18 protein-coding genes, 1 tRNA gene and 1 pseudogene are annotated in these 19960 nt (G+C 68.8%); 8 read left to right on the forward strand and 12 right to left on the reverse strand.

Features of this window, described 5'->3' with window-relative positions; all coding sequences use genetic code 11:
• Position 1: 1 nt before the first annotated feature.
• On the reverse strand, positions 2-880 hold the full coding sequence (locus GPY60_RS14000; protein WP_156688313.1) for a patatin-like phospholipase family protein: 879 nt from the start codon (positions 878-880) through the stop codon (positions 2-4).
• 26 nt (positions 881-906) lie between these two features.
• Positions 907-1773: a class II glutamine amidotransferase gene (locus GPY60_RS14005; RefSeq protein WP_156688277.1), complete on the reverse strand. Its 867-nt coding sequence runs from the start codon at positions 1771-1773 to the stop codon at positions 907-909.
• Positions 1774-2041: 268 nt separating this feature from the next.
• Here GPY60_RS14005 and GPY60_RS27100 point away from each other — a divergent pair.
• Positions 2042-2491 (forward strand): annotated as a pseudogene (locus GPY60_RS27100) (Fur family transcriptional regulator); the annotation flags it as partial.
• A gap of 350 nt (positions 2492-2841) precedes the next feature.
• On the opposite strand, the gene GPY60_RS14015 reads toward GPY60_RS27100, so the two are convergent.
• The 8 genes from GPY60_RS14015 to GPY60_RS14050 form a co-directional block, all read right to left on the reverse strand.
• The gene (locus tag GPY60_RS14015) at positions 2842-4041 is read right to left on the reverse strand and encodes a class I SAM-dependent methyltransferase (protein WP_156688278.1); all 1200 of its coding nucleotides are present in this window, start codon (positions 4039-4041) and stop codon (positions 2842-2844) included.
• Between the two features lie 284 nt (positions 4042-4325).
• Complete coding sequence (locus tag GPY60_RS14020; RefSeq protein WP_156688279.1) at positions 4326-5951, reverse strand: long-chain fatty acid--CoA ligase; 1626 nt, start codon at positions 5949-5951, stop codon at positions 4326-4328.
• 132 nt (positions 5952-6083) lie between these two features.
• Positions 6084-7115, reverse strand: a complete 1032-nt coding sequence (locus tag GPY60_RS14025; protein ID WP_156688280.1) for a YncE family protein — start codon at positions 7113-7115, stop codon at positions 6084-6086.
• 361 nt (positions 7116-7476) lie between these two features.
• Positions 7477-8214: a DUF427 domain-containing protein gene (locus GPY60_RS14030; RefSeq protein ID WP_156688315.1), complete on the reverse strand. Its 738-nt coding sequence runs from the start codon at positions 8212-8214 to the stop codon at positions 7477-7479.
• 34 nt (positions 8215-8248) lie between these two features.
• The gene (locus tag GPY60_RS14035) at positions 8249-8521 is read right to left on the reverse strand and encodes a DUF6295 family protein (RefSeq protein ID WP_156688281.1); all 273 of its coding nucleotides are present in this window, start codon (positions 8519-8521) and stop codon (positions 8249-8251) included.
• A 4-nt stretch (positions 8522-8525) separates the two neighbouring features.
• Entirely contained in the window at positions 8526-9281 is a 756-nt protein-coding gene (locus tag GPY60_RS14040; protein ID WP_156688282.1) for a dienelactone hydrolase family protein, read from the reverse strand.
• Between the two features lie 273 nt (positions 9282-9554).
• Positions 9555-10337, reverse strand: coding sequence for a hypothetical protein (locus GPY60_RS14045; RefSeq protein ID WP_156688283.1), 783 nt, complete (start codon positions 10335-10337; stop codon positions 9555-9557).
• A 45-nt stretch (positions 10338-10382) separates the two neighbouring features.
• Positions 10383-11609 carry a class I SAM-dependent methyltransferase gene (locus GPY60_RS14050; protein WP_156688284.1) on the reverse strand — a complete coding sequence of 409 codons (1227 nt, stop codon included), beginning with the start codon at positions 11607-11609 and terminating at the stop codon, positions 10383-10385.
• A gap of 134 nt (positions 11610-11743) precedes the next feature.
• On the opposite strand from GPY60_RS14050, the gene GPY60_RS14055 reads away from it, so the two are divergent.
• On the forward strand, positions 11744-13201 hold the full coding sequence (locus GPY60_RS14055; RefSeq protein WP_231639647.1) for an FAD-dependent monooxygenase: 1458 nt from the start codon (positions 11744-11746) through the stop codon (positions 13199-13201).
• A gap of 20 nt (positions 13202-13221) precedes the next feature.
• Here GPY60_RS14055 and GPY60_RS14060 read toward each other — a convergent pair.
• Positions 13222-13295 (reverse strand) — tRNA-Leu (locus tag GPY60_RS14060).
• Positions 13296-13653: 358 nt separating this feature from the next.
• Between GPY60_RS14060 and GPY60_RS14065 the strand changes: the two genes are divergently transcribed.
• The 6 genes from GPY60_RS14065 (at position 13654) to GPY60_RS14090 (ending at position 19068) form a co-directional block, all read left to right on the forward strand.
• The gene (locus GPY60_RS14065) at positions 13654-14502 is read left to right on the forward strand and encodes a PPE family protein, SVP subgroup (RefSeq protein WP_156688286.1); all 849 of its coding nucleotides are present in this window, start codon (positions 13654-13656) and stop codon (positions 14500-14502) included.
• Positions 14503-14562: 60 nt separating this feature from the next.
• On the forward strand, positions 14563-15768 hold the full coding sequence (locus tag GPY60_RS14070) for a PPE family protein (protein WP_304610704.1): 1206 nt from the start codon (positions 14563-14565) through the stop codon (positions 15766-15768).
• Positions 15769-15903: 135 nt separating this feature from the next.
• On the forward strand, positions 15904-16200 hold the full coding sequence (locus GPY60_RS14075) for a WXG100 family type VII secretion target (protein ID WP_156688091.1): 297 nt from the start codon (positions 15904-15906) through the stop codon (positions 16198-16200).
• 48 nt (positions 16201-16248) lie between these two features.
• Positions 16249-16533: a WXG100 family type VII secretion target gene (locus GPY60_RS14080; RefSeq protein WP_067004763.1), complete on the forward strand. Its 285-nt coding sequence runs from the start codon at positions 16249-16251 to the stop codon at positions 16531-16533.
• Positions 16534-16763: 230 nt separating this feature from the next.
• Positions 16764-17537, forward strand: a complete 774-nt coding sequence (locus GPY60_RS14085) for a response regulator transcription factor (protein ID WP_156688287.1) — start codon at positions 16764-16766, stop codon at positions 17535-17537.
• A gap of 7 nt (positions 17538-17544) precedes the next feature.
• Positions 17545-19068: a sensor histidine kinase gene (locus tag GPY60_RS14090; protein ID WP_156688288.1), complete on the forward strand. Its 1524-nt coding sequence runs from the start codon at positions 17545-17547 to the stop codon at positions 19066-19068.
• Between the two features lie 11 nt (positions 19069-19079).
• Here GPY60_RS14090 and GPY60_RS14095 read toward each other — a convergent pair whose 3' ends face one another.
• Positions 19080-19649 (reverse strand): DUF6611 family protein, encoded by a 570-nt coding sequence (locus GPY60_RS14095; RefSeq protein ID WP_156688289.1) that lies wholly within the window; start codon positions 19647-19649, stop codon positions 19080-19082.
• Positions 19650-19960: the final 311 nt, after the last annotated feature.

The raw sequence follows: 19960 nt of genomic DNA on the forward strand, positions 1-19960 counted from the left end.
TTCACCGGACGCCGAGGAAGCGCGCCACGGCCTCGGCCTCGCGGCGCCCCTGCTCGCGCCCGGCCAGGGCCGACGCCGTGCGGCAACGCGGATCGAGAGGGTTGGGACCGAAGGCCGCCAGCGACCCTTCGTCGGCGAACACCGCGAGCGTCGCACCGGGGAAGGCGGCGACCTCCGCGGCCGGCCCGTCGCCGAAGGGTGAGGGGGTGTCCGGACCGGACGGCACCAGCACCACGGCCGCGTCGCAGTCCGCGGCCACCCCGACGTTGACCGAGCTGGCGACCCCGCCGTCCATGTAGCGCCGCCCGCCGATGGTCACCGGCGGCCACGCCCCTGGGACCGCGCAGCTGGCCGCCACCGCGTCGACCAGGCCGACGCCCGCATCCCGGTCGAACACCACGAGTTCACCGGCGCCGACATCGATCGCGGTGATCCGCAGCGCCCGCTCGGGCCAGTCGTGCGCCGGCAGGCGCTGCGCGATGACGTCGCGCCGGACGTCCTCCGGGACGGTCGGGGTCGCGACCGCGACGGCGCCGATCCGCCGCATCCGCTCGCGGGTGCCGTCGAGCGAGTCCGCCTGGGGTTCTCGGGGTTCGCGCAGCGCCGCCAGGAACAGGCCGGTGATGGCCTCGACGTCGACGCCGGGATCGATCTCGGCCGAGGCCTCGGCCACCTGCCGGTCGTAGAGCGCCGAGAGCGAGGCGCCGCTGCTGATCTGCGCGGCGACCGCCGAGCCCGCCGAGGTCCCCACCAACACGTCGGACTCCAGCAGCAGCCGGGCCGCCGCGGCCGACTCGTCGGCGATGCCCATCAAAATCCCTGTCTCCCAGGCGATTCCGGCTATGCCCCCGCCACCGAGCACCAGCGCGCGTCTGACCACGTCCACCGACTATGCCAGAAGCGGTGTCACGCCACGGCGTGCTGCGCCTGCTCGACGCGCGGGCTCAGTTCCGCCCGTCGCAAAAGGTGTGCCGGCGGGTCGGGCAGCAGGACACCGCGGGTGACGCGCAGCCCCGCGTCCACGTGCACGAGTTCGCCCGCGTCGAGCAGCCGCCAGCGCGGGTCGTCGTCCATCGGCTCGCTGGCGAACACCACCGACGACCGGGCGCACAGGTGCTCCGAACGGGCGCGAATCCGGCTGCTGCGCATGTGGAAATCGCGCGACGGGTGATCGTCTCGGCGGTCCAGGATGTAGAGCTCGTGCGTCTCCGGGTAGCGCAGCGCCCACATGTCGGTGGCCGTGCTGAGTAGCACGTTGATCGCATAGATCGGCACGCTCGCCGCCAGCCACCTCATGGCGTCGACCAGGCCGGCCGGCACATCGCCGTCATGGGCGCGGATGGACGCGGTGATCAACGCGAACACCCGTTCCGAGTCGGTCTCGCCGAGCACCAGCCCGTCGGCCCCCACCTCCTGCAGCCGTGCGTCGATCGCGTCGAGCCCCTCGACCACGCCGTTGTGCGCGAAGATCCGGCCGTCCTGCAGGAAGGGGTGGGTGTTGCGGACGTCGTGGGACCCCGTCGTCGCGTAGCGCACGTGGGCGACGAACGTCGTGCCGCTCAACTCGTGCGCCTCGGTGGCGAAGGCGGCGTCCTCCCAGGCCGCCATCGGCTCCTTGTGCACCTGCGGGCGGTGTCGCTCGTCGAACACCCCCAGGCCCGTGCCGTCGGGGTTCCGCCTGCTCTGGGTGGCCAGGCTGTCGGGGGCGTCCAGCAGCCAGAAGGTCGCGGTGCAGACGTCGGTCCCCGCGTGCAGGCCAAAGAGTCGGCACATGGTCTCGACGGTACCCAGGTCAGCCGGCGCGCGGCCGTCCCCAGGTCGGCGGATGAGCCGTCGCGGGTTCGCCGGCGTCCCGCGCACTACCCCATCTGGCTCGAAGGACTACTCGAATTGCGCGAAAATGCGCCCTCCCGACGCCCGGCGACCTAGCCTAAGCGGCGCGCCTGGACGATACTTCCCGTACGTTTCGCGCACTTGACGTCGGTACGGTCGGTTATGGCCCTGGCAGAAGGGGGCGGGATTGATCAAGCCCACGAGAGACCTGCACTTCCTGCCGGGATCGCTGGCAGGGGAATACGCCGAGCGATTGCGCACGGCCTACCTGCGCGTGACCCGCCCCCGAGTCGCCGTGCTGCACGCCGTGCACACGGCTCCGCACTCCGACACGGAAATGATCATCCGGGCCGTCCATGGCACCCTGCCGGACGTGTCCCGACAGGCCGTCTACGACAGTTTGAATGCGCTGACCTCTGCGGGCCTTCTTCGGCGGGTGCAGCCCTCGGGCATGGTCGCGCGCTACGAATCTCGGGTGGGCGACAACCACCATCACATGGTGTGCAGGGTTTGTGACGCGATCGAAGACGTCGACAGCGCGGTCGGTGTGACGCCCTGCTTGACGGCCTCGCACGCCACCGACTACGAACTCGACGAGGCCGAGGTCTTCTTCTGGGGACTGTGCCCGGCGTGTTCCGAGCCGGACGCGTCGCACTCCGTCGACGACCCGGCCGCGCCAGCCGGCGACGGTGACCACGAACAAAGGCCAACAACGATTGCGCCGCAGTGGAATCCGCCGCCGGTGACGGGACCGCCTCTGGCAACCGCGGAAGTCGGGACGGTCGAGCCCCCGGCGAACGCCGTGCTGATCAGCTTCGACGTCGCCGGCGCGGCGCTGACGGGTTACGGGCGCCGCAGTGGAAAGGCGTTCCCGCCCGGGGCCGACGGCGAGAGACAGTAACCACTCAACCGATACTGCCTCGCTTCGTCAGAATTGACGCCTGAGCGACCACGTGTGTTTCATCCGCCGACGCCGGAGTCGATTCGGCGGAGGGACCGGCCCGGGTTCTACTTCAACGTCATTGCTGCGAAGTCGAGTCGCCACAGCGATTCGAACAACCGGCGGCCGAATTCTTCGAGATCGCCCACTCGCAACGACTCTCCGCTCTTCGCCACCCGGTCGGCGATTTGCCGAATGGTGCGTCGGCCGTTGACGAACTGCAGGAAAAGCAATTGGGGCGGTGTCACGGTCGTGCGCCAATTCGGCCGGTAGATTTCCAGGTCTTCGATCCCGCTGCGCATCCGCATCTTCGGTATGTATTCCATGCACTCGTCTGTCGAAAAGTCGATCGCATAATTCTTCTTCGGCCGGTCGGCGCGACACGCCATGAAGAAATGACACGCGTTCATGACGTGAAGATCCTCGACGACGGACCAGAGCTTGCTTTCGGGCAATGCCCTCGCGGCCTGATCGAGAGGGCTGCCCGCCATGAACCAGTCGTGCGGGTAGTACGGCGCCTTCAGGAACCATCCCTGGAACACCAACCCGGCCGACGCGACGAGGTCGAGGCACTCATCGACGCTGTAGCTGCGCTCCGGCCCTTGCAAAAAGGTGGCCGCCAGCGCGGCATCGGACTGCGCCGAGACCGGCGCGATCTTGAAGTAGTTGTGGACCGGGTGCTCCATCGGTAGCGCGGAGATCACGTCTCTGACCATCTGGACCGACGCTTCGTCCTGACCGATGTCCAGGTCCCGAAACGCGGCCTGCAGCATCTCGATTCCCATTCGGCCGTATTTCGCGGGAAGCATCACCCCCATGGCGCCATCCCTGCGCAGGCAACCGCCGAGCGCTCGCATCCCCGCCTCGGGATCTGCCAGCAGCTGCAAGGCGCCGGTGGCCACAATCAGGTCGAAATCCAGCCCCAGCGACGACGATTCGTCTATCGGGCGTGGGTGCAGCTCGAGGTTGCTCAGCGCATACTTTTCCTGCAAATACTGCAGATGCTCCAGCGATTGTTCGCCGAGGCCGACGGCCACCACCTTCGCGCGACGGTTCGTGAAGGCGAACACCGCGGCCTGGTTGGTGTCGTCACCCGCGATCAAGATATCGAGGTCGGGTTTGTAAGCCCGATCGGGCCACAACAACGAGTGGGCGTGAACGGGGTCGAACCACTCCCAGTTGTCATCAATCCATGCTTCAAGATCCTGCACGGGTTCGGGGTACTGGTAGCGACTAGAGACGACACCCACGTTCGCTTCCACCTTCATTCAAGCCCCTCCGATCAACATATGTCGAGGATTCCGGATCGTCAGCCAAACGAGGAAGATTCGCGGTTCGTCCCGGCGGTAGGACGATTATGGGTTAGCTCACAATCACCCGCAAGGATTTGCACAGACCGGCCTGGAAATACCGCATTTCAGTGGGCTCGCAGCGCAGACTTCCGCTCCCCGATCCATCGCCTGTGGCGCACGACCCCGGAACCAACGGCCATGAGCGATCGTCCCACTGTCCCAATGCCTTCCACGCCTGCAGCACGGCGGCGCACACCCGCTCAATCGGTGGCCTCGACCACCCAGTACCCGTGCTCGGCGTAGCGCGCGCGGATGGCCTTCTTGTCGTACTTGCCGACGCTGGTGCGCGGGATCTCGTCCACGAACGTCCACCGCTCCGGCAGCCACCAACGAGCGACCTTGTCCGCGAGGAACTTTCGCAGGTCCTCCGCGCTCACCGAGTGCTTGGCGACGACCACCGCGAGCGGCCGTTCCTGCCACCGCTCGTCGGGCACCCCCACCACCGCGGCCTCGACGACCTCGGGGTGTCCGACCAGGCAATTCTCCAGCTCGACCGAGGAGATCCACTCCCCGCCCGACTTGATGACGTCCTTGGCCCGGTCGGTGAGCGTGACGAAGCCACGCTCGTCGATGCGGCCGACGTCGCCGGTGCGCAGCCAGCCGGAGTCGAACTTGGAGTCGTCGTGTCCCAGGTAGTACGCGCCGGTGATCCACGGCCCGCGGACCTCCACCTCGCCGACGGCCTTGCCGTCGTTGGGCAGGACGCCGCCGTCGTCGTCGACGATCCGCATCTCCACCCCGCACACCGGCTGGCCCTGGGTGGCGCGATACGCCCAGTGCCGGTCGGGCGGGGTGTCGGGCGGCGGCCAGGCCATGGTGGCCATCGGCGACGTCTCGGTCATGCCCCACAGCTGGCGGATCTGGACGCCGTGGTTCTCCTGGAAGGCGCGCATCAGCGAGACGGGGACGGCCGAGCCGCCGCACACGACCATGCGCAGCGACGACACGTTGTGGCCGGGGTCGTCGTCGAGGCGGTGCAGGACGTCGTTCCAGATGGTCGGGACGGCCCCCGCCACGGTGGGCCGCCGCGCCTCGATCATGCCGATCAGCGAGCGGGCGTCGAGGTGGCAGTCCGGCAACACCAGGTCCGCGCCCGCCATCAGCGCCGCGTATGGCAGCCCCCACGCGTTGGCGTGGAACATCGGCACGACCGGCAGCACGCTGTCGCTGGTACCCACGCCGATGCCGTTGGCGCTACAGGCTCCCATGGTGTGCAGGAAGCTCGAACGATGGCTGTAGACAACCCCTTTGGGGTTGCCGGTGGTGCCGCTGGTGTAGCACATCGCCGCCGCGGACGTCTCGTCGATGCGCGGCCAGTCGAACGCGCTCGACTCGTCACCGATCGCGTCGTCGTAGCGCAGGACGGTCTTGCCCGACTCTTCGAGCGGGGCGGTGTCCCCGTCCCCCACCAGGATCACGGTGTGCACGGTCTTCAGCTCGCCCAGTATCGGCGCGAGCAGTCGCACCAGTGACGAGTCGACCAGCACCACCCGGTCCTCGGCCTCGTTAGCCACGTAGGCGATCTGTTCGGGGAACAGGCGGATGTTGAGGGTGTGCAGAACGGCGCCCATGGACGGCACCGCGAGATAGGCGGCCAGGTGCTCGGTGTTGTTCCACATGAACGTCCCGACCCGCTCGTCCCCGGTGATCCCGATGCCGCGCAACGCGTTTGCCAGCCTCGCGGCCTGCTCGCCGAGGTCGCGGTAGGTGCTGGTCCGGTAGCCGTCTCCGGTCGCGGTGGTCACCGTCCGCTCCCCGTGGACACCGCAGCCGTGCCGCATGATCGCGGTGATCGTCAGCGGGAAGTCCTGCATCGTGCTGTCCATCGATCTACCGCCTTCATGGGTCCCGGCGCAGCACGCCTGATGTCCAATCGGGCGAATGCTATCGCCGCACGCCGCCGCAGGAAACCGGTTCCCGCGGATGCGCCGTTCTCAATCGCCCCGCGCGGCGGTCGGCTACACGAGCGCCGGCTCGCGCCGCGACCAGGCGGGCGCCGCGACCGGCCCCTGGCGGTCCGGGCCGACCGGCACGACGGTGACCCACCCCGCGTAGTCCGCGACGCAGAGGCGGTGCGCGGCCTCGATCACCCGCGACGGCCCCTCGCCCGTGGCGACGGTGCCGAGGATGTCGTGGGTGAGCGCGCAGAGCACCGTGATGCCGGTGTCGCTGACCAGGTAGGCGCGCTCGCCGTCGCCGCTCAGGGTCAGCCCCGTCACGATGCCGAGGTCGCCGAGCTTGTGCGTCCCGGTGATCTTGTGGGTGCGGGTGTCGACGGTGTCGACGACGGCACCCAGCTCGGGGGCACAACTGGCGACGTGGACGGTCGCGCCGTCGGGGCTCAGCGCCACGTCGCGGACGGGCAGGCCGATTTCGACGGTGTCCACAACGCGCCGCGTGCCGGGCGTTCGCACCACGACCACCCGCCCGCCCGACGGGCCGTTCGTGGCCGCATACAGGCGCGTCCCGTCGGCGCTGAGGCTCACGCATTCGAGGGTGGTGTGCGGGCCGCCGGGAAGCTTGACCGACTCGATCAGTCCGCTGTCGGGGTCCAGGACCGCCACGTCGCATCCGTCGGCGCCGTTCCTGCCCACGTAGACGCGGGCGCCGTCGGGGCTGACCGCGATGTCGCTGACGCTGAACGCCAGCGCGTGGGTGGCGATGACGTCGCCGGAGCGGCCGTCGATGACGGTGACGGCGTCGTAGCCGGGCGACACCGTGCTGACGTAGGCCCGGGCGTCGCCGCGGCGGCCCGTGGCGATCGCGTAGGGCTCCGTGAGCCCGGGGACCGTGTCGGTGACCTGCCAGGTGGCCGTGTCGATGACCGAGACGCTGTCGTCGGCGTAGTTGGTGACGAACAGCCGGCCTCCGTCGGGGCTCGCCACGATGTCGCTGATCGGGCCGTTGCCGACGGCGACGCGGACAGCCGACGCGCCGTCGAATTCCACGACGCAGCCGTTGACCGCCGCCCGGCCGGTGATTGCCTTCATCCTGAGACCGCCTTTTTCCAGTGCTCGTGATTGGGTGGCGAAGCGAGATCGCGGTTTCGCGTGAGGATTAACGCCCGCACCACAACGAATTTCGCGCCCGTAAGCGCCGCTGTGTTGCGAGTGTATCCACGGATTTCATTCGTAAAAGAATGATTAAATTCACCGCGACCCGCACCGCCAAGCGAGCCTTAACCTTTCCTCAGGGATGAAGCGTCCGGTCCCCCGACAGCGAAGCATGATTTGCGCTCTTGCAGTCGTTTTGATCGTCTTGGCTAACGACCGGCGGGATGTTCCCGAAATCAGGAACTGCCACGGAATTCTCAGGGTGAGCGTCTCGAAGAGACGCATATCACGTTGTGTTTCAACTGAACTGCGTCTGTGGCCGGGGCAGGGCGGCGCCATCGACAATGATGTCCAGCTTTTCGTTGTAAAACGCGATCAAGCCCGCGATCTGGCCCACCGCGGGCAGCGGGTAATGGTACGTCCACGCCAGGTCGGGGTGCAGCGCGTCACCCGCCCGCAGCGACCAGTAACCCGACGTCACTCCCTTGTACGGGCACAGGGTGCGCGTCGAGCTGGGCTCGAGGTGCTCGAACGCGATGTCGGTCGGATCGATGTAATACCTTGTCGGCAGGCCCGTTTCGAACAACAACACGGGCGTCGTCGTGTCGGCCAGCGTCACATCGCCAAGCTGCACGCGGACATGCCGGTGCGAGCGCAGCGCGTCGACCCGCGAATACGGGTTGCGGGGGTGGCCGTAGATCGGCTCGTCCTCCTCGAACCACCGCAGCGGGTCCCACTCGAACCGCACGGTGCCTGCCAGCGGGCCGTCCCCGTCGAACACGCGCGCCGCCGACGGGTGGGTCTGGCCCGCCCCCACCAGCGAGTGCAGCCGCGACGGTCCGAACTGCACCTTCTGCGGGTGGTCCTCGTCGACGAGGAACCCGGCGCCGACATCGGCCAGCGGAATGTAGTACTGCGGGTAGTACGGCACCTCCCACACGTATCGTGCCGCGGTGGTGTCGAAGACGAGTTCGTGGCCCAGGTAACCACGGACGCGCCGGGGCGCGGGCTCGATGCGGCCGCGCGCCGCGGCCATCTGCGGGTAGTCGTGGTCGCCGGTCACGAGTCGCCTACTGATCCTTGGACGCTAGCCCGGCCGGCGCGTGAGCGATCGCCGCCCGGATGGCGTCGGCCAGCGCCAGGGCGCTTTCCTCGGTGAGTTCCAGGGCCACCCGCGCCGACGGGCCCAGTTCCGGGTTGATCACGTCGATGTTGACGGTGTGGCCGTAGGGGGCGTGGACGGGATGGTCGACGTAGACGGTGGCGCGGTCGGCGCGAAACCAGCCCGTCGCGCCCTTGCCGCTGCCGTCGATCCGGACGTGCTCGGTCAGGTAGGTGCACATGCGCTCAGCCGCCCAACCGGCCGGCGAAGAACGCGCCGATGCGGCGCCAGCCGTCGACCGCGGCCTCCGGCCGGTACGCCGGCCGGTCGACGGAGAAGAAGGAGTGCCCGGCGCCCTCGTAGGAGTGGAACTCGTGCGGCTTGCCGAGCTTGGTCAGCTCGGCGTCGAGCGTGGCCACCGCGTCGGGTGTGGGAAACCTGTCGTCGAGGCCGAACAACCCCAGCATCGGACAACTGAGGTTGGGAGCCAGGTTCAGGATGGGCTTCATGGCCTTGGGCATGCCCTCGGGCGGGTCCTCGACGATGAAGGCGCCGTAGCAGTCCACCGCCGCGTCGAGCTTCAGCGAGCAGGCCGCCAGGAACGCGTGGCGCCCGCCGGAACAGTGCCCGATGACGCCGAATTTGCCGTTGGCGCCGGGCAATTCCCGCAGGTGTTCGACGGCGCCCGCGACGTCGCCGACCAGCCGCTCGTCGGGCACGCCGACGGCCGCCCGGGCCGCAGCGGCCGCGTCGTCGGGCGCGGCGCCCGGCGCCTCCCGGGAATACAGGTTCGGGGCGACGACGTGATAGCCGTCGACGGCCAGCCGCCGGACGAACTCCTTGGTCTCGCGGTCGTAGCCGGGCATGTGGTGGATCCAGACGATCCCGCCGCGCGAGGAGTCCGCGAGCGGCGTCGCGCGGTAGGCCTCGATCTCGTCCCCGCCGTGGCCGGTGATCGTGATCGTCTCGGCTCGAATGGCGTCCGGGCTGACTGCGTTCATGGCGCTGCTCCTTGGTGTGGCCCGATCGTGCGGGCCGCGCGCTTCCGGCGCGGCCGCCATGCATCAACGTAGCCGGAACTCGCGCGGTCGGCCGCCCGTTCGGGCCCAATCCAGATGCCGCGGCGCGGACGCGCCGAGTGAATTACGTTGCGCGACAAGTTTTGCCACGTTCGCGGGTCAGACGCCGGGTGTGAAATCGGCGACGCGACACGCCGCTGATCCGCCGTGAGGTTCACACTCGGGACGTCGCACCCCCGAGTCACCGGAGCGGGGTCAGCGCCGCTTCTCGCGGATCTTGTAGGTGGACGGCCAGGACTTGCGCGACTCGTCGCCGGTGAGCGGGGTCCCCATGCCGCCGACCTTGACGTTGTAGGCCTCCTTGCCGGGGCCGACTTCGCGGTTGGCGTGTTCCTGGGCCAGGTAGTACAACTCGTCGATCGTGGCCTCGTCGTAGGCGACGAAGGACGTGTGGCGCTCGACGTCGTCGATGCCCTCCAGCATGCGGTCGGGCAGGTAGCGCGACGCGAGCGCGGCCAGTCCCAGGAGCGTGAACGGGATGACCCAGTAGCACACGAACGACAGCGGGGTCTTCGTGTCGAGGATGGTGGCGTTGCCCTGCACGATCGGCGGGATCGCCGACGAGATCGTCATCCCGGCGAACGCCGCCACCCAGATCCACGTCAGGATCGCCGTGATCCGCCGGAACACGTCGGTCTTGACCACGTCCTCGGGCTGTTCGGCCGCGGCGAACTCGCGCACGAACGGCTTGTCGACCAGCACACCGATCAGGGCCACCAGGAAGATGCCGGCGTTGCTGAGCGGCTGCATCCACCGCTGCATGAACCCCTCGCTCAGAGTGAATGTCAGCACGGTCAGGACGAGAAACGTTGCAACGGCGCCGATCTCGAGCGTGCGCCCCGGCTTCCCCAGGCGGCGTCCGACGGCCAGGGCGATGACGGCGATGGCCAGGGCCGCCAGCACGGCGGCCTTGAAGGGGACGTTCCCCACCAGCACCCAGTACACGATCCACGGCGCGAGGCCGAACAACATGCCCACGGGGGGTCAGTGTATGGCCGACGACTTCGGCCGACGGCGGGCGGGCTATCCGGCCGTGGGTGGGTGCAGCGCCATCGCCAGGAAGTCCAGCCGCCACAGCGACCTAAACAGCGTTCGCGCGAACTCCTCGATGCGGGGCCGGTTTTCCTGCGTCACGTCGGCCTGCGCCGCCACGGCCGCGACGATCTCCCCGATCGTGCGGCGGCCGTCGACGCGCTGCACGAACGGCAGCTGCGCCGGGTGGAGCTTGAGCCGTCCGCCGGGCAGGAGAATCTCGTCGCCGGACAGCAGGCAGGCCGTCCGCGTCAGCGGCACGTAGTCGAGAAACCCGGGTGTCGCGAAATCGATGGTGTACCGCTCCTTCGGGCGGTCCGGGCGGCAGGCGATGAAGAAGTGCGTGGCGTTGGCGGTTTGCAGGCGTTCCATCACCGACCAGAGCTTGGCGTCGGGCAATTGGTTCAGCGCCGCGTGCAGGCGGGGAGCCCCCGCGACCGACTCCTGCGGGTAGTAAGGCGCCTTGAGGAACCAATCCTGGAAAGTGAGGCCGGCCGCGCCGACGAGGTCGAGGCATTCGTCGACGGTGTAGCTGCGCTGCCGGCTGTGCAGGAAGGTGTCGACCACGGCGCCGTCGTCGAGCAGGTCGCGCGCGACCTTCACGTAGGCGTGGACGGGATGCTCGGGCGGTAGGGCCTCGACGGTGTCCTTGACCAGTGCGACCGACGCCTCGTCCTGCCCGAGGCCCAGGTCGCGGAACACCGACTCGAGCATCTCGACGCCGATCCGCCCGTACCTCGCGTAGAGCATGACGCCCAGGGCGCCGTCCCTGCGCAGACATTTACCGAGCGCAGTGAGCCCCGCCAGCGGATCGGCCATGTGGTGCAGGACGCCGCTGGAGACGATGAGGTCGAAGTCGCGGCCGAGCGCCGCCACCTCCTCGATCGGCAGCAGGTGCAGTTCGAGGTTGTCCAGCCCGTGGCGGTCCTTCAGATACCGTTCGTGGTCCAGCGCCGCCCGGCTGACGTCGATCGCCACCACCTTCGCGGCGCGGTTCATGAAGGCATAGACCGCGGCCTGGTAGGTGCCGCAGCCCGCGATGAGGATGTCGAGGTCCGGCCGGTACGGCCGGTCCGGCCAGAGAACGCGATGCGCCCAGTGCGGGTCGAACCAGTCCCAATGGTTCTTGGTCCACGCCTCGAGGTCGGTGACCGGCGGGGGATATTGCCAGCGGTCGTATTGGCGCGAGACGCCGTCACCTCGTGGGTCGTCGGTCACTTGGCGCGGGCTCCTTACCGGCGGCATGGCGGGAACGATCGCCCCAACTTACTGGCGTCGAGGCCTCTGCGGCGGCCCGAAAAAAGTTATTCACCATTTGATGAGTTTCTGCTACGCTCCAGAAAATTCAGCAGATGATGATTTATGGGGAGGCGAGCCCGATGGACACAACGGACGTGATCGTGGTCGGCGCCGGACCGACCGGACTGATGCTGGCAACCGAGCTCGCCATGCGGGGGGTCGACGTTGCGCTGCTCGACGAGCGCAGCGGCATACCGAACATCACGCGCGCGTTCGCCGTCCACGCCCGCACGCTCGAGCTGCTCGACGCCCGCGGACTGGCCGACGAGCTGCTTGCCAGCGGACTCCCGGTGGACCGGGTGGCGCCGGCCCCGGGCGCCACACTCGACCTCCGCGAGCTCCACAGCCGATACCCGATGGTCCTGATGGCGCCGCAGAGCCTGACCGAACGAGTGCTGAGCGCCAGGGCGGCGAGCCTCGGCGTCCACATTGTCTACGGCGCAAAGGTCGTCGGGGTCAGCCAGGACGCCGGCGGGGTAACGGTCCAATTGGCCGACGGTTCCGAGCGGCGCGCCGCCTACCTCGTCGGCTGCGACGGCGCCCACAGCGCCGTGCGCGCGTCGGTGGGCATCGACTTCACCGGGAAGCAGTACGCCACGCACATCCTGCTGGCCGACGTGCGGCTGACGAATCCACCGGCCGGCGGCCTTTCGGCCCACAACAGCGCCGACGGCGTGGTGCTCATGGTGCCGTTCGGCGACGGCTGGTTCCGGGCGATCGCGTGGGACCGGACGCGCGAGCAGGCGCCGCTGTCGGAGCCCGTCACGCTGGACGAGATCAAGGGCGCGTTCCTGCGGATCGCCAGGACCGACTTCGGGATGACCGAAATGCGCTGGAGCTCGCGGTTCCTCTCGGAGCGGCGGCAGGCCGCGCGCTACCGCGTCGGACGCGTCTTCATCGCCGGGGACGCGGCGCACGTTCACTCACCGCTCGGCGGCCAGGGCATGAACACCGGCATCCAGGATGCGATGAATCTCGGATGGAAGCTCGCCGCGGCGGTCAACGGCTGCGCCCCGGACTGGCTGCTGGACAGCTACGAGACCGAGCGGCATCGGGTCGGCGCGGACGTGCTCATGCTGACCGACGCCTTCAACCAGCTGGTGCTCGGCCGCAGCCTGTTCCGGCGGGCGGTGCGCCGGGTGGCCATCACCGCGTTGCTGACGGTCGGCGCATCGAGGCGGGTTCTTCTGGGCCGCGTCAGCGGGGTCGGCATCAGCTACCCGCGCCCGCACGGCGCCCACCGCCTGACGGGCCGGCGGATGCCCGACGTCGACTGTTCGGGCACCCGGCTCTACGAGCTCATGCGCTCCGGCGCGTTCGTGCTGGCGACGTCCGATCGGCAGCTCCGGACGGGCCGTGACGACGTCCCGGTGGCGGTGCACGCCGACGCGGCGCTTCCCGAGGCGGTGCTGGTCAGGCCCGACGGCTATGTGGCGTGGGCCGGCTCGGCGGCCGATGCCCCTGCCGCGCTTGAGCATTGGTGCCCGAAGACGCCCGCGAGTCGACGCTGACCGCCTGCAACCCAGAGGCGTGCCCCCAGTCGGACTCGAACCGACACTTGGCGGATTTTAAGTCCGCTGCCTCTGCCAATTGGGCTATGGGGGCCCGGCGGCGAATGTAGCGCGCCGGACACCGTTTGGGGGCGGCGGACACCGCCCGCGGAGGGCCAAATTCTCCTGATGCGCCTCGGCCTCGGCTGGCCTACGATGCGCGCTCCGCACCCGATTCGGCGCTTGGCGGGCCGATCTCAGATGACAGAACTATGTCACCCGGCAGGACATCGTTAAAACTGCTAGCACCTTCGTTAAGAAGCCGTAAACGGCCGTCACGCTGGCCTTTTCCGTCGGGACTGTGGAGTCGTGGCTGGTTAGCCTTAGCGCCAACGCACAGGGGCCGTTAAGTCAACAGACAGAGTCTGTTCACCGCAGGTGGACGGACATTTCCCGATCACTAGGAGCAGTAGATGTCATTTCTGACAGCAATACCTGAAGAGTTGCTCGCCGCGGCGCAGCAGCTGGAGGGAATCGGCAACTCGCTGACGGCGCAGAACGCGGGCATCGCCGCACCCACGACGGCCGTCGCCCCGGCGGCGTCGGATCAGGTGTCCGCGTTGCAGGCGGCCATCTTCTCGACCTACGGGACGATGTACCAGCAGATCGCCGCGGAGGCGCAGGCCATCCAGCAGCAGTTCGTCAGCACCCTGGGGCTCAGCTCCGGCACCTACGCGCAGACGGAGGCGGCCAACGTGGCCGCCGCCACCCCGACGGACCTCGTCAACCAGTTCAGCACGCTGTTCGGTGGCCCGCTGGGCAGCACCAACGGCCTGCCGACAAGCCTCTCGAGCAACAGCGCCAACTTCCTCAACATCGGCGTCGGCAACTACGCATCCGCCTGCTCGGACCTCCTCGGCATGGCAGGCGGCGGTCTGCTCCCCGCCGCCTCCGGTGACGCCGCAGATGCCGCGGGTGACGCGGCCGGGGCCGCCGGCGCGGCGGCCGCCGTGAGCGTGACGACCCCCGCCGGGACCGGCATGGGCGGCATGGCCGCCGCACCGATGGCGGGCATGGGCCAGGCGACGATGGTCGGCAGGCTGTCGACGCCGCCGAGCTGGGCCGGGACGCTCACCTCGAGCGTCAGCCCCGCCACCGCGGCCCAGACGGTCGGCTGGACCGCCGCCGCGCCGCAGGCCGGCACGGGAACGATCGTGCCCGGCATGCCCGGAATGGGTGCCGGCGCACGCAACAGCGCCGGATTCGGTGCGCCGCGCTACGGCGTCAAGCCGATCGTCATGCCGAAGCCGAAGGCCGTCTAGGCAGCCGGGGCCACGTAGGTAAAGCAAGAAGCGGAATCGGACGAAAAGGACTCAACAGCAATGGTTTTGGATTTTGCGGCTCTACCACCCGAGATCAACTCGGCACTCATGTACGCCGGCGCCGGTGCGGGACCGCTGATGGCGGCGGCGACGGCCTGGAACAACCTGGCCGCCGAGCTGAGCACCACGGCGACGTCGTGGGAGTCGATCATCGGCACCCTGACCGGCGAGCAGTGGACGGGCGCGGGTTCGGCCGCTGCCGCGGCCGCGGCCCAGCCCTACGTCGAATGGCTGACCACCACCTCCGCGGCGGCCGAGCAGGCCGGCGCCCAGGCGGCGGCCTCGGCGGCCGCCTACGAGGCGGCGTTCACCGGAACGGTGCCCCCGCCGGTCATCGCGGCCAACAGGTCCCTGCTGGCCGCGCTCGTCGCGACGAACTTCCTGGGCATCAACACCCCGGCGATCATGGCCACCGAGGCACAGTACGTCGAGATGTGGGTCCAGGACGCCATCACGATGTACACCTACGCGGCCGCCTCGGCGGCCTCCGGGGTGCTGCAGCCGTTGACGCCGGCCGCGCCGACCGCCAGCCCGGCCGCGGCCGGCACCCAGGGCGCCGCGGTCTCGGCGGCGTACGCCAACGCGGCGGCCGCGCCGGCGGCGTCGGGCCTGCAGGGCATCATCGACAACTTCACGTCGCTGCTCAACGGCGGCTACATCGGCCAGGGCGTCCAGGCCGTGATCGACGCGCTCGGCCTGACGCCGATCGAGAACGCCCTCGACGGGGCGCTCGGCACCCCGGCGATCTTCAACGCGCTGAACGGGGCGGTCAACACTTCGGCGTGGTTCGTCATGAACACGATCCCGACGGCCGTCTCGCTGGGTCACACGCTGGCCGCCGCCACCCCGGCGTCGGTCGCGACGGCGGACTCGGTCACGCCGCTGGCGGGCGGTGCGGTCATCGGCGAAGGCGCCCTGGTGAACTCCGTGGGCGGGGCAGGGGCCGCGGGTGCGATGGGCGAAGCGTCCATGGTCGGCAGCCTCTCGGTCCCGGCCGGCTGGTCGTCGGCCGCCCCCGCGACGCTGGCTTCGTCGACCGCTCCGCTGGAGGGTTCGGGCTGGACCACCGCCGCCGAGGCCGAGCCGGTCACGGCCATGCCGGGCATGCCGGGCATGGCGGGCGCCGCCAAGGGCGCCGGCGCCTACGCGGCCGGACCGCGGTACGGCTTCAAGCCCACCGTCATGCCCAAGCAGGTCGTCGTCTGAAACGGGAAAAACAAGGGAGGATATGTCACCCATTTGGGGCGAGCAATTAACCGGTAAGCCGTAATCTATCCGTCATGCGGCCACCGGCCGCATCGAGAACAACTACAGACTTCCAAAACAAAGGAGAAAGGCAACATGGCTACACGTTTTATGACCGACCCGCACTCGATGCGGGCGATGGCGGGCCGCTTCGAGGTCCACGCCCAGACCGTTGAGGACGAGGCCCGCAAGATGTGGGCGTCGTCGATGAACATCGCCGGTGCCGGCTGGAGCGGCCAGGCCCAGGCGACCTCCTACGACACGATGGGGCAGGTCAACCAGGCCTTCCGCAACATCGTCAACATGCTGCACGGGGTGCGCGACGGCCTGATCCGCGACGCCAACAACTACGAGCAGCAAGAGCAGGCTTCGCAGCAGATCCTCGGCAGCTAGTCGCCGGCCAACTTTCCCAGACATTCAAACTTTGAGAGGACGTAAACCATGACGATTAACTACCAGTTCGGCGACGTCGACGCCCACGGCGCGACGATTCGCGCCCAGGCCGCCTCGTTGGAGGCCGAGCACCAGGCCATCGTTCGCGATGTGCTGGCTGCCGGTGACTTCTGGGGTGGCGCCGGTTCGGTGGCTTGCCAGGAGTTCATCACCCAGCTGGGTCGCAACTTCCAGGTGATCTACGAGCAGGCCAACGCTCACGGCCAGAAGGTGCAGACGGCCGGCAGCAACATGTCGAGCACCGACAGCGCCGTCGGGTCCAGCTGGGCCTGACACCCGCTTCGCCAAAGCCGGGGCCGCACACCGATCGGTGTGCGGCCCCGGTCTTTTGCGTGGTCTATCACACGCGCCTTCCCGCGAGCGTGCGTGTTTGCACGGCGACGCGCCGTACCCGGCGTACATCTGCGCACCTTCGCGCTGGCCAGACGAACCGGCGGCCCAACATTTGAGACCTCTATGAGCCTCGTGACAATCGCCTATGCGGTTCGGGAGAATTCAGGAACATGACTGTCATGTCGGGATATGCGGGTAGCCAGCGGCCACGGCAAGCGATTCTCGGGCAGCTGCCGCGCATTTATCGCGCCGACGGATCACCGATCCGCGTGCTGCTGGTGGACGACGAGCCTGCGCTGACCAACCTCGTGAAGATGGCGCTGCACTACGAGGGCTGGGTCGTCGACATCGCCCACAACGGGCGCGAGGCGCTCGCCAAGTTCGACAAGGGCGCCCCCGACGTGCTCGTCCTCGACATCATGCTGCCCGACGTCGACGGGCTGCGGATCCTCGAGCGGGTGAGGGCAGCGGAGTCATACACCCCCACGATGTTCCTGACGGCGCGCGACTCGGTGATGGACCGGGTGACCGGGCTGACCGCGGGCGCCGACGACTACATGACGAAGCCGTTCAGCCTCGAGGAACTGGTCGCCCGGCTCCGCGGGCTGCTCCGCCGTTCCGGCCAGCAGAGCCCCCCGTCCGCCGAGACGCTCAAGGTTGGCGACCTGCGACTCGACACCGCCAGCCGCGACGTGACCCGCGGGGGCACGCCGATATCGTTGTCGTCGACCGAGTTCGAGCTGCTTCGCTTCCTCATGCGCAATCCCCGCCGCGCCCTGAGCCGGGCCGAGATCCTCGATCGGGTCTGGAACTACGACTTCGCCGGGCGGACGAGCATCGTGGACCTGTACATCTCCTACCTGCGAAAGAAGATTGACTCCGGGCGTGAGCCGATGATCCACACCGTGCGCGGTGTCGGGTACATGCTGCGCCCGCCGGAATGACGCCGGAATGACCTCAGAGGCACCCGCGCCCTCCCGGGACCGTCCAAGGTGGTTGCCGCATTCGCTGCGCCGCCAGGTGCTGTTGGGCGTGCTGGCGGTCGTGAGCGTGGTGCTGGTGACCGTCGGGTTCGTCTCCGTGCTCAGCCTGCGTGGCTACGTCACGGCGATGAGCGACACCGATGTCGCGGACTCCCTTGACGCACTGAGCAATTCGTACAGCCGCTACCGCAACGGCCAGCACACCTCGGCACACCCCGGCACGCCACCGATCGCCCAGGCGATGCTGGAGTTCACCGGGCAGACGCCCGGCAACATGATCGCCATCCTGCACGACGGCGTGGTCATCGGTTCGGCGGTGTTCTCCGAAGACCAGCCCAAACCCGCACCGCCCGACGTCGTCCGCGCCATCCAGGCCCAGACCTGGACCGACGGGCCGCCGCGGACCGAGCGGCTCGGCAGTCTCGGTTCCTACCGCGTCGACAGCCGCGTCGAAGGCGGCGACCTGCTGGTCGTCGGGGTGTCGCTCAGCCTCGCCGACCGGATCATCGTCCGCAAGCAGATCACCACGACGGTTCTCACGGCGGCGGCGCTGGTGATCACGGCCGGGCTGACCGGCTGGGTGGTGGGCTACACCCTTCGCCCGCTGCGCCGGCTGGCGACGGTCGCGGCCGAGGTCGCCGCGATGCCGCTCACCGACGGCGACCACCGGATCAGTGTCCGGGTGCGGCCGCAGGACACCGACCCGGACAACGAGGTGGGGATCGTCGGGCACACCCTGAACCGGTTGCTGGACAACGTCGACAGCGCCCTGGCGCATCGCGCCGAATCCGACCTGCGGATGCGGCAGTTCATCACCGACGCCAGCCACGAACTCCGCACCCCGCTCGCCTCGATCCAGGGCTACGCCGAGCTCACCCGCCAGGACAGCGAGTCGTTACCGCCGACCACCGAATATGCCCTCGCCAGAATCGAATCCGAGGCCCGTCGAATGGCGTTGCTGGTCGACGAACTGCTCCTGTTGTCGCGGCTCGGCGAGGGCCAGGACCTGCAGACCGAGGACGTCGACCTGACCGACGTCGTCATCGACGCTGTCAACGACGCGGCCGTCGCTGCGCCGACGCATCACTGGGTCAAGGACCTTCCGGACGGCCCCGTCTGGGTGCGCGGCGACAACGCCCGGCTGCATCAGCTGGTCACCAATCTGCTGAGCAACGCCCGGCTGCACACGCCGCCCGGGGTGACCGTCACGACGGGGGTCGCCTGCCGTCGCAACGGCACCGACGCGCCGTACGCGGAGTTGACCGTCGCGGACGACGGGCCCGGGATCGATGCCGACCTACTCCCCCGCCTGTTCGAGCGATTCGTGCGCGCGGACGCGTCGCGGTCCAACGGCTCGGGCATCGGGCTCGGACTGGCCATCGTGAGCTCGATCGTCAAGGCGCATCATGGCTCGGTCACGGCCGAATCCGGGGGCGGGCGAACCGTTTTCCGGGTGCGGCTGCCGGTGATCGACCGGGCGGGCGCCAGCTGAGTTGAGGGGCGTCAGACGTGCTCGAGCCTTCCGAGACGGTCGTACGCCTCCCACCAGATGGCTTCGCGTTCGACCAGCGACATCGCACCGGCGGACACGGCACCGTCGGCGCGGGTCAGCATGCCGGCCACCACCGCCCACTCGGCATGTTTGCGCCTCTCCCCCGGTTCGGCGTTGCCGGGGAGGAGGATCGCCGACAACGACCTGATACGCACGCGTCCGGGCCCGGCCCGCAGGCAGAGCAGCGCGCCGATACACACGTAGGCGACAACGGCGTATTCCGCAATTGTGCCGGGCGGGGCCACTTTGTCACCGAGGAGCAGGATCGCCATCAGTCCCAGCGCCGCGCCGGTGGCCGGCCATCCCCGCCAGATCCGCGCCAGCCGTCGATCAGTTGAACTGATTCCCGGCGGATACACGATCAACTGGTACTGCCGGACCCCGTATCGGCCCACCGTGGCGTCAAACGACCCCCAGGGGTGGGCGCCGTCCAGAAGCCGCGACCACCACGAGACTGGAGGCGGCACCGTGGGGGCGGGTTGCAGGTCACCCGGGTGGGTATGGTGGGACGTTTTTTCCATGGCATTCGGTGTACGCCAAACCGACGACGTCGGGCGCGTGATAGAACGGCTTCCATACGCGTTGTACGCCAACCTTTACGGATCCTTTTCGCCGACCCACATCCCCGACGGGGGACGCCTCAAAACACCTGAGTTCGTCGCGCCCACCGGGCCGTTAAGAAACCGTCAAGGCGCCCCGCGCCGCCGTTAGGAAACTGTCAACCAAAGGCCCTACCGACCAAGCGCTGGCTAGCGTCAAGCTGACGATGCCTTTCGAGTACGGCGCTGCCGCCTGCTCGATGAGGCGCTTTCGTATGCGCGTCTCGCGCGGA

The organism is Mycobacterium sp. Marseille-P9652, assembly GCF_902652685.1.
Lineage (GTDB): Bacteria > Actinomycetota > Actinomycetes > Mycobacteriales > Mycobacteriaceae > Mycobacterium.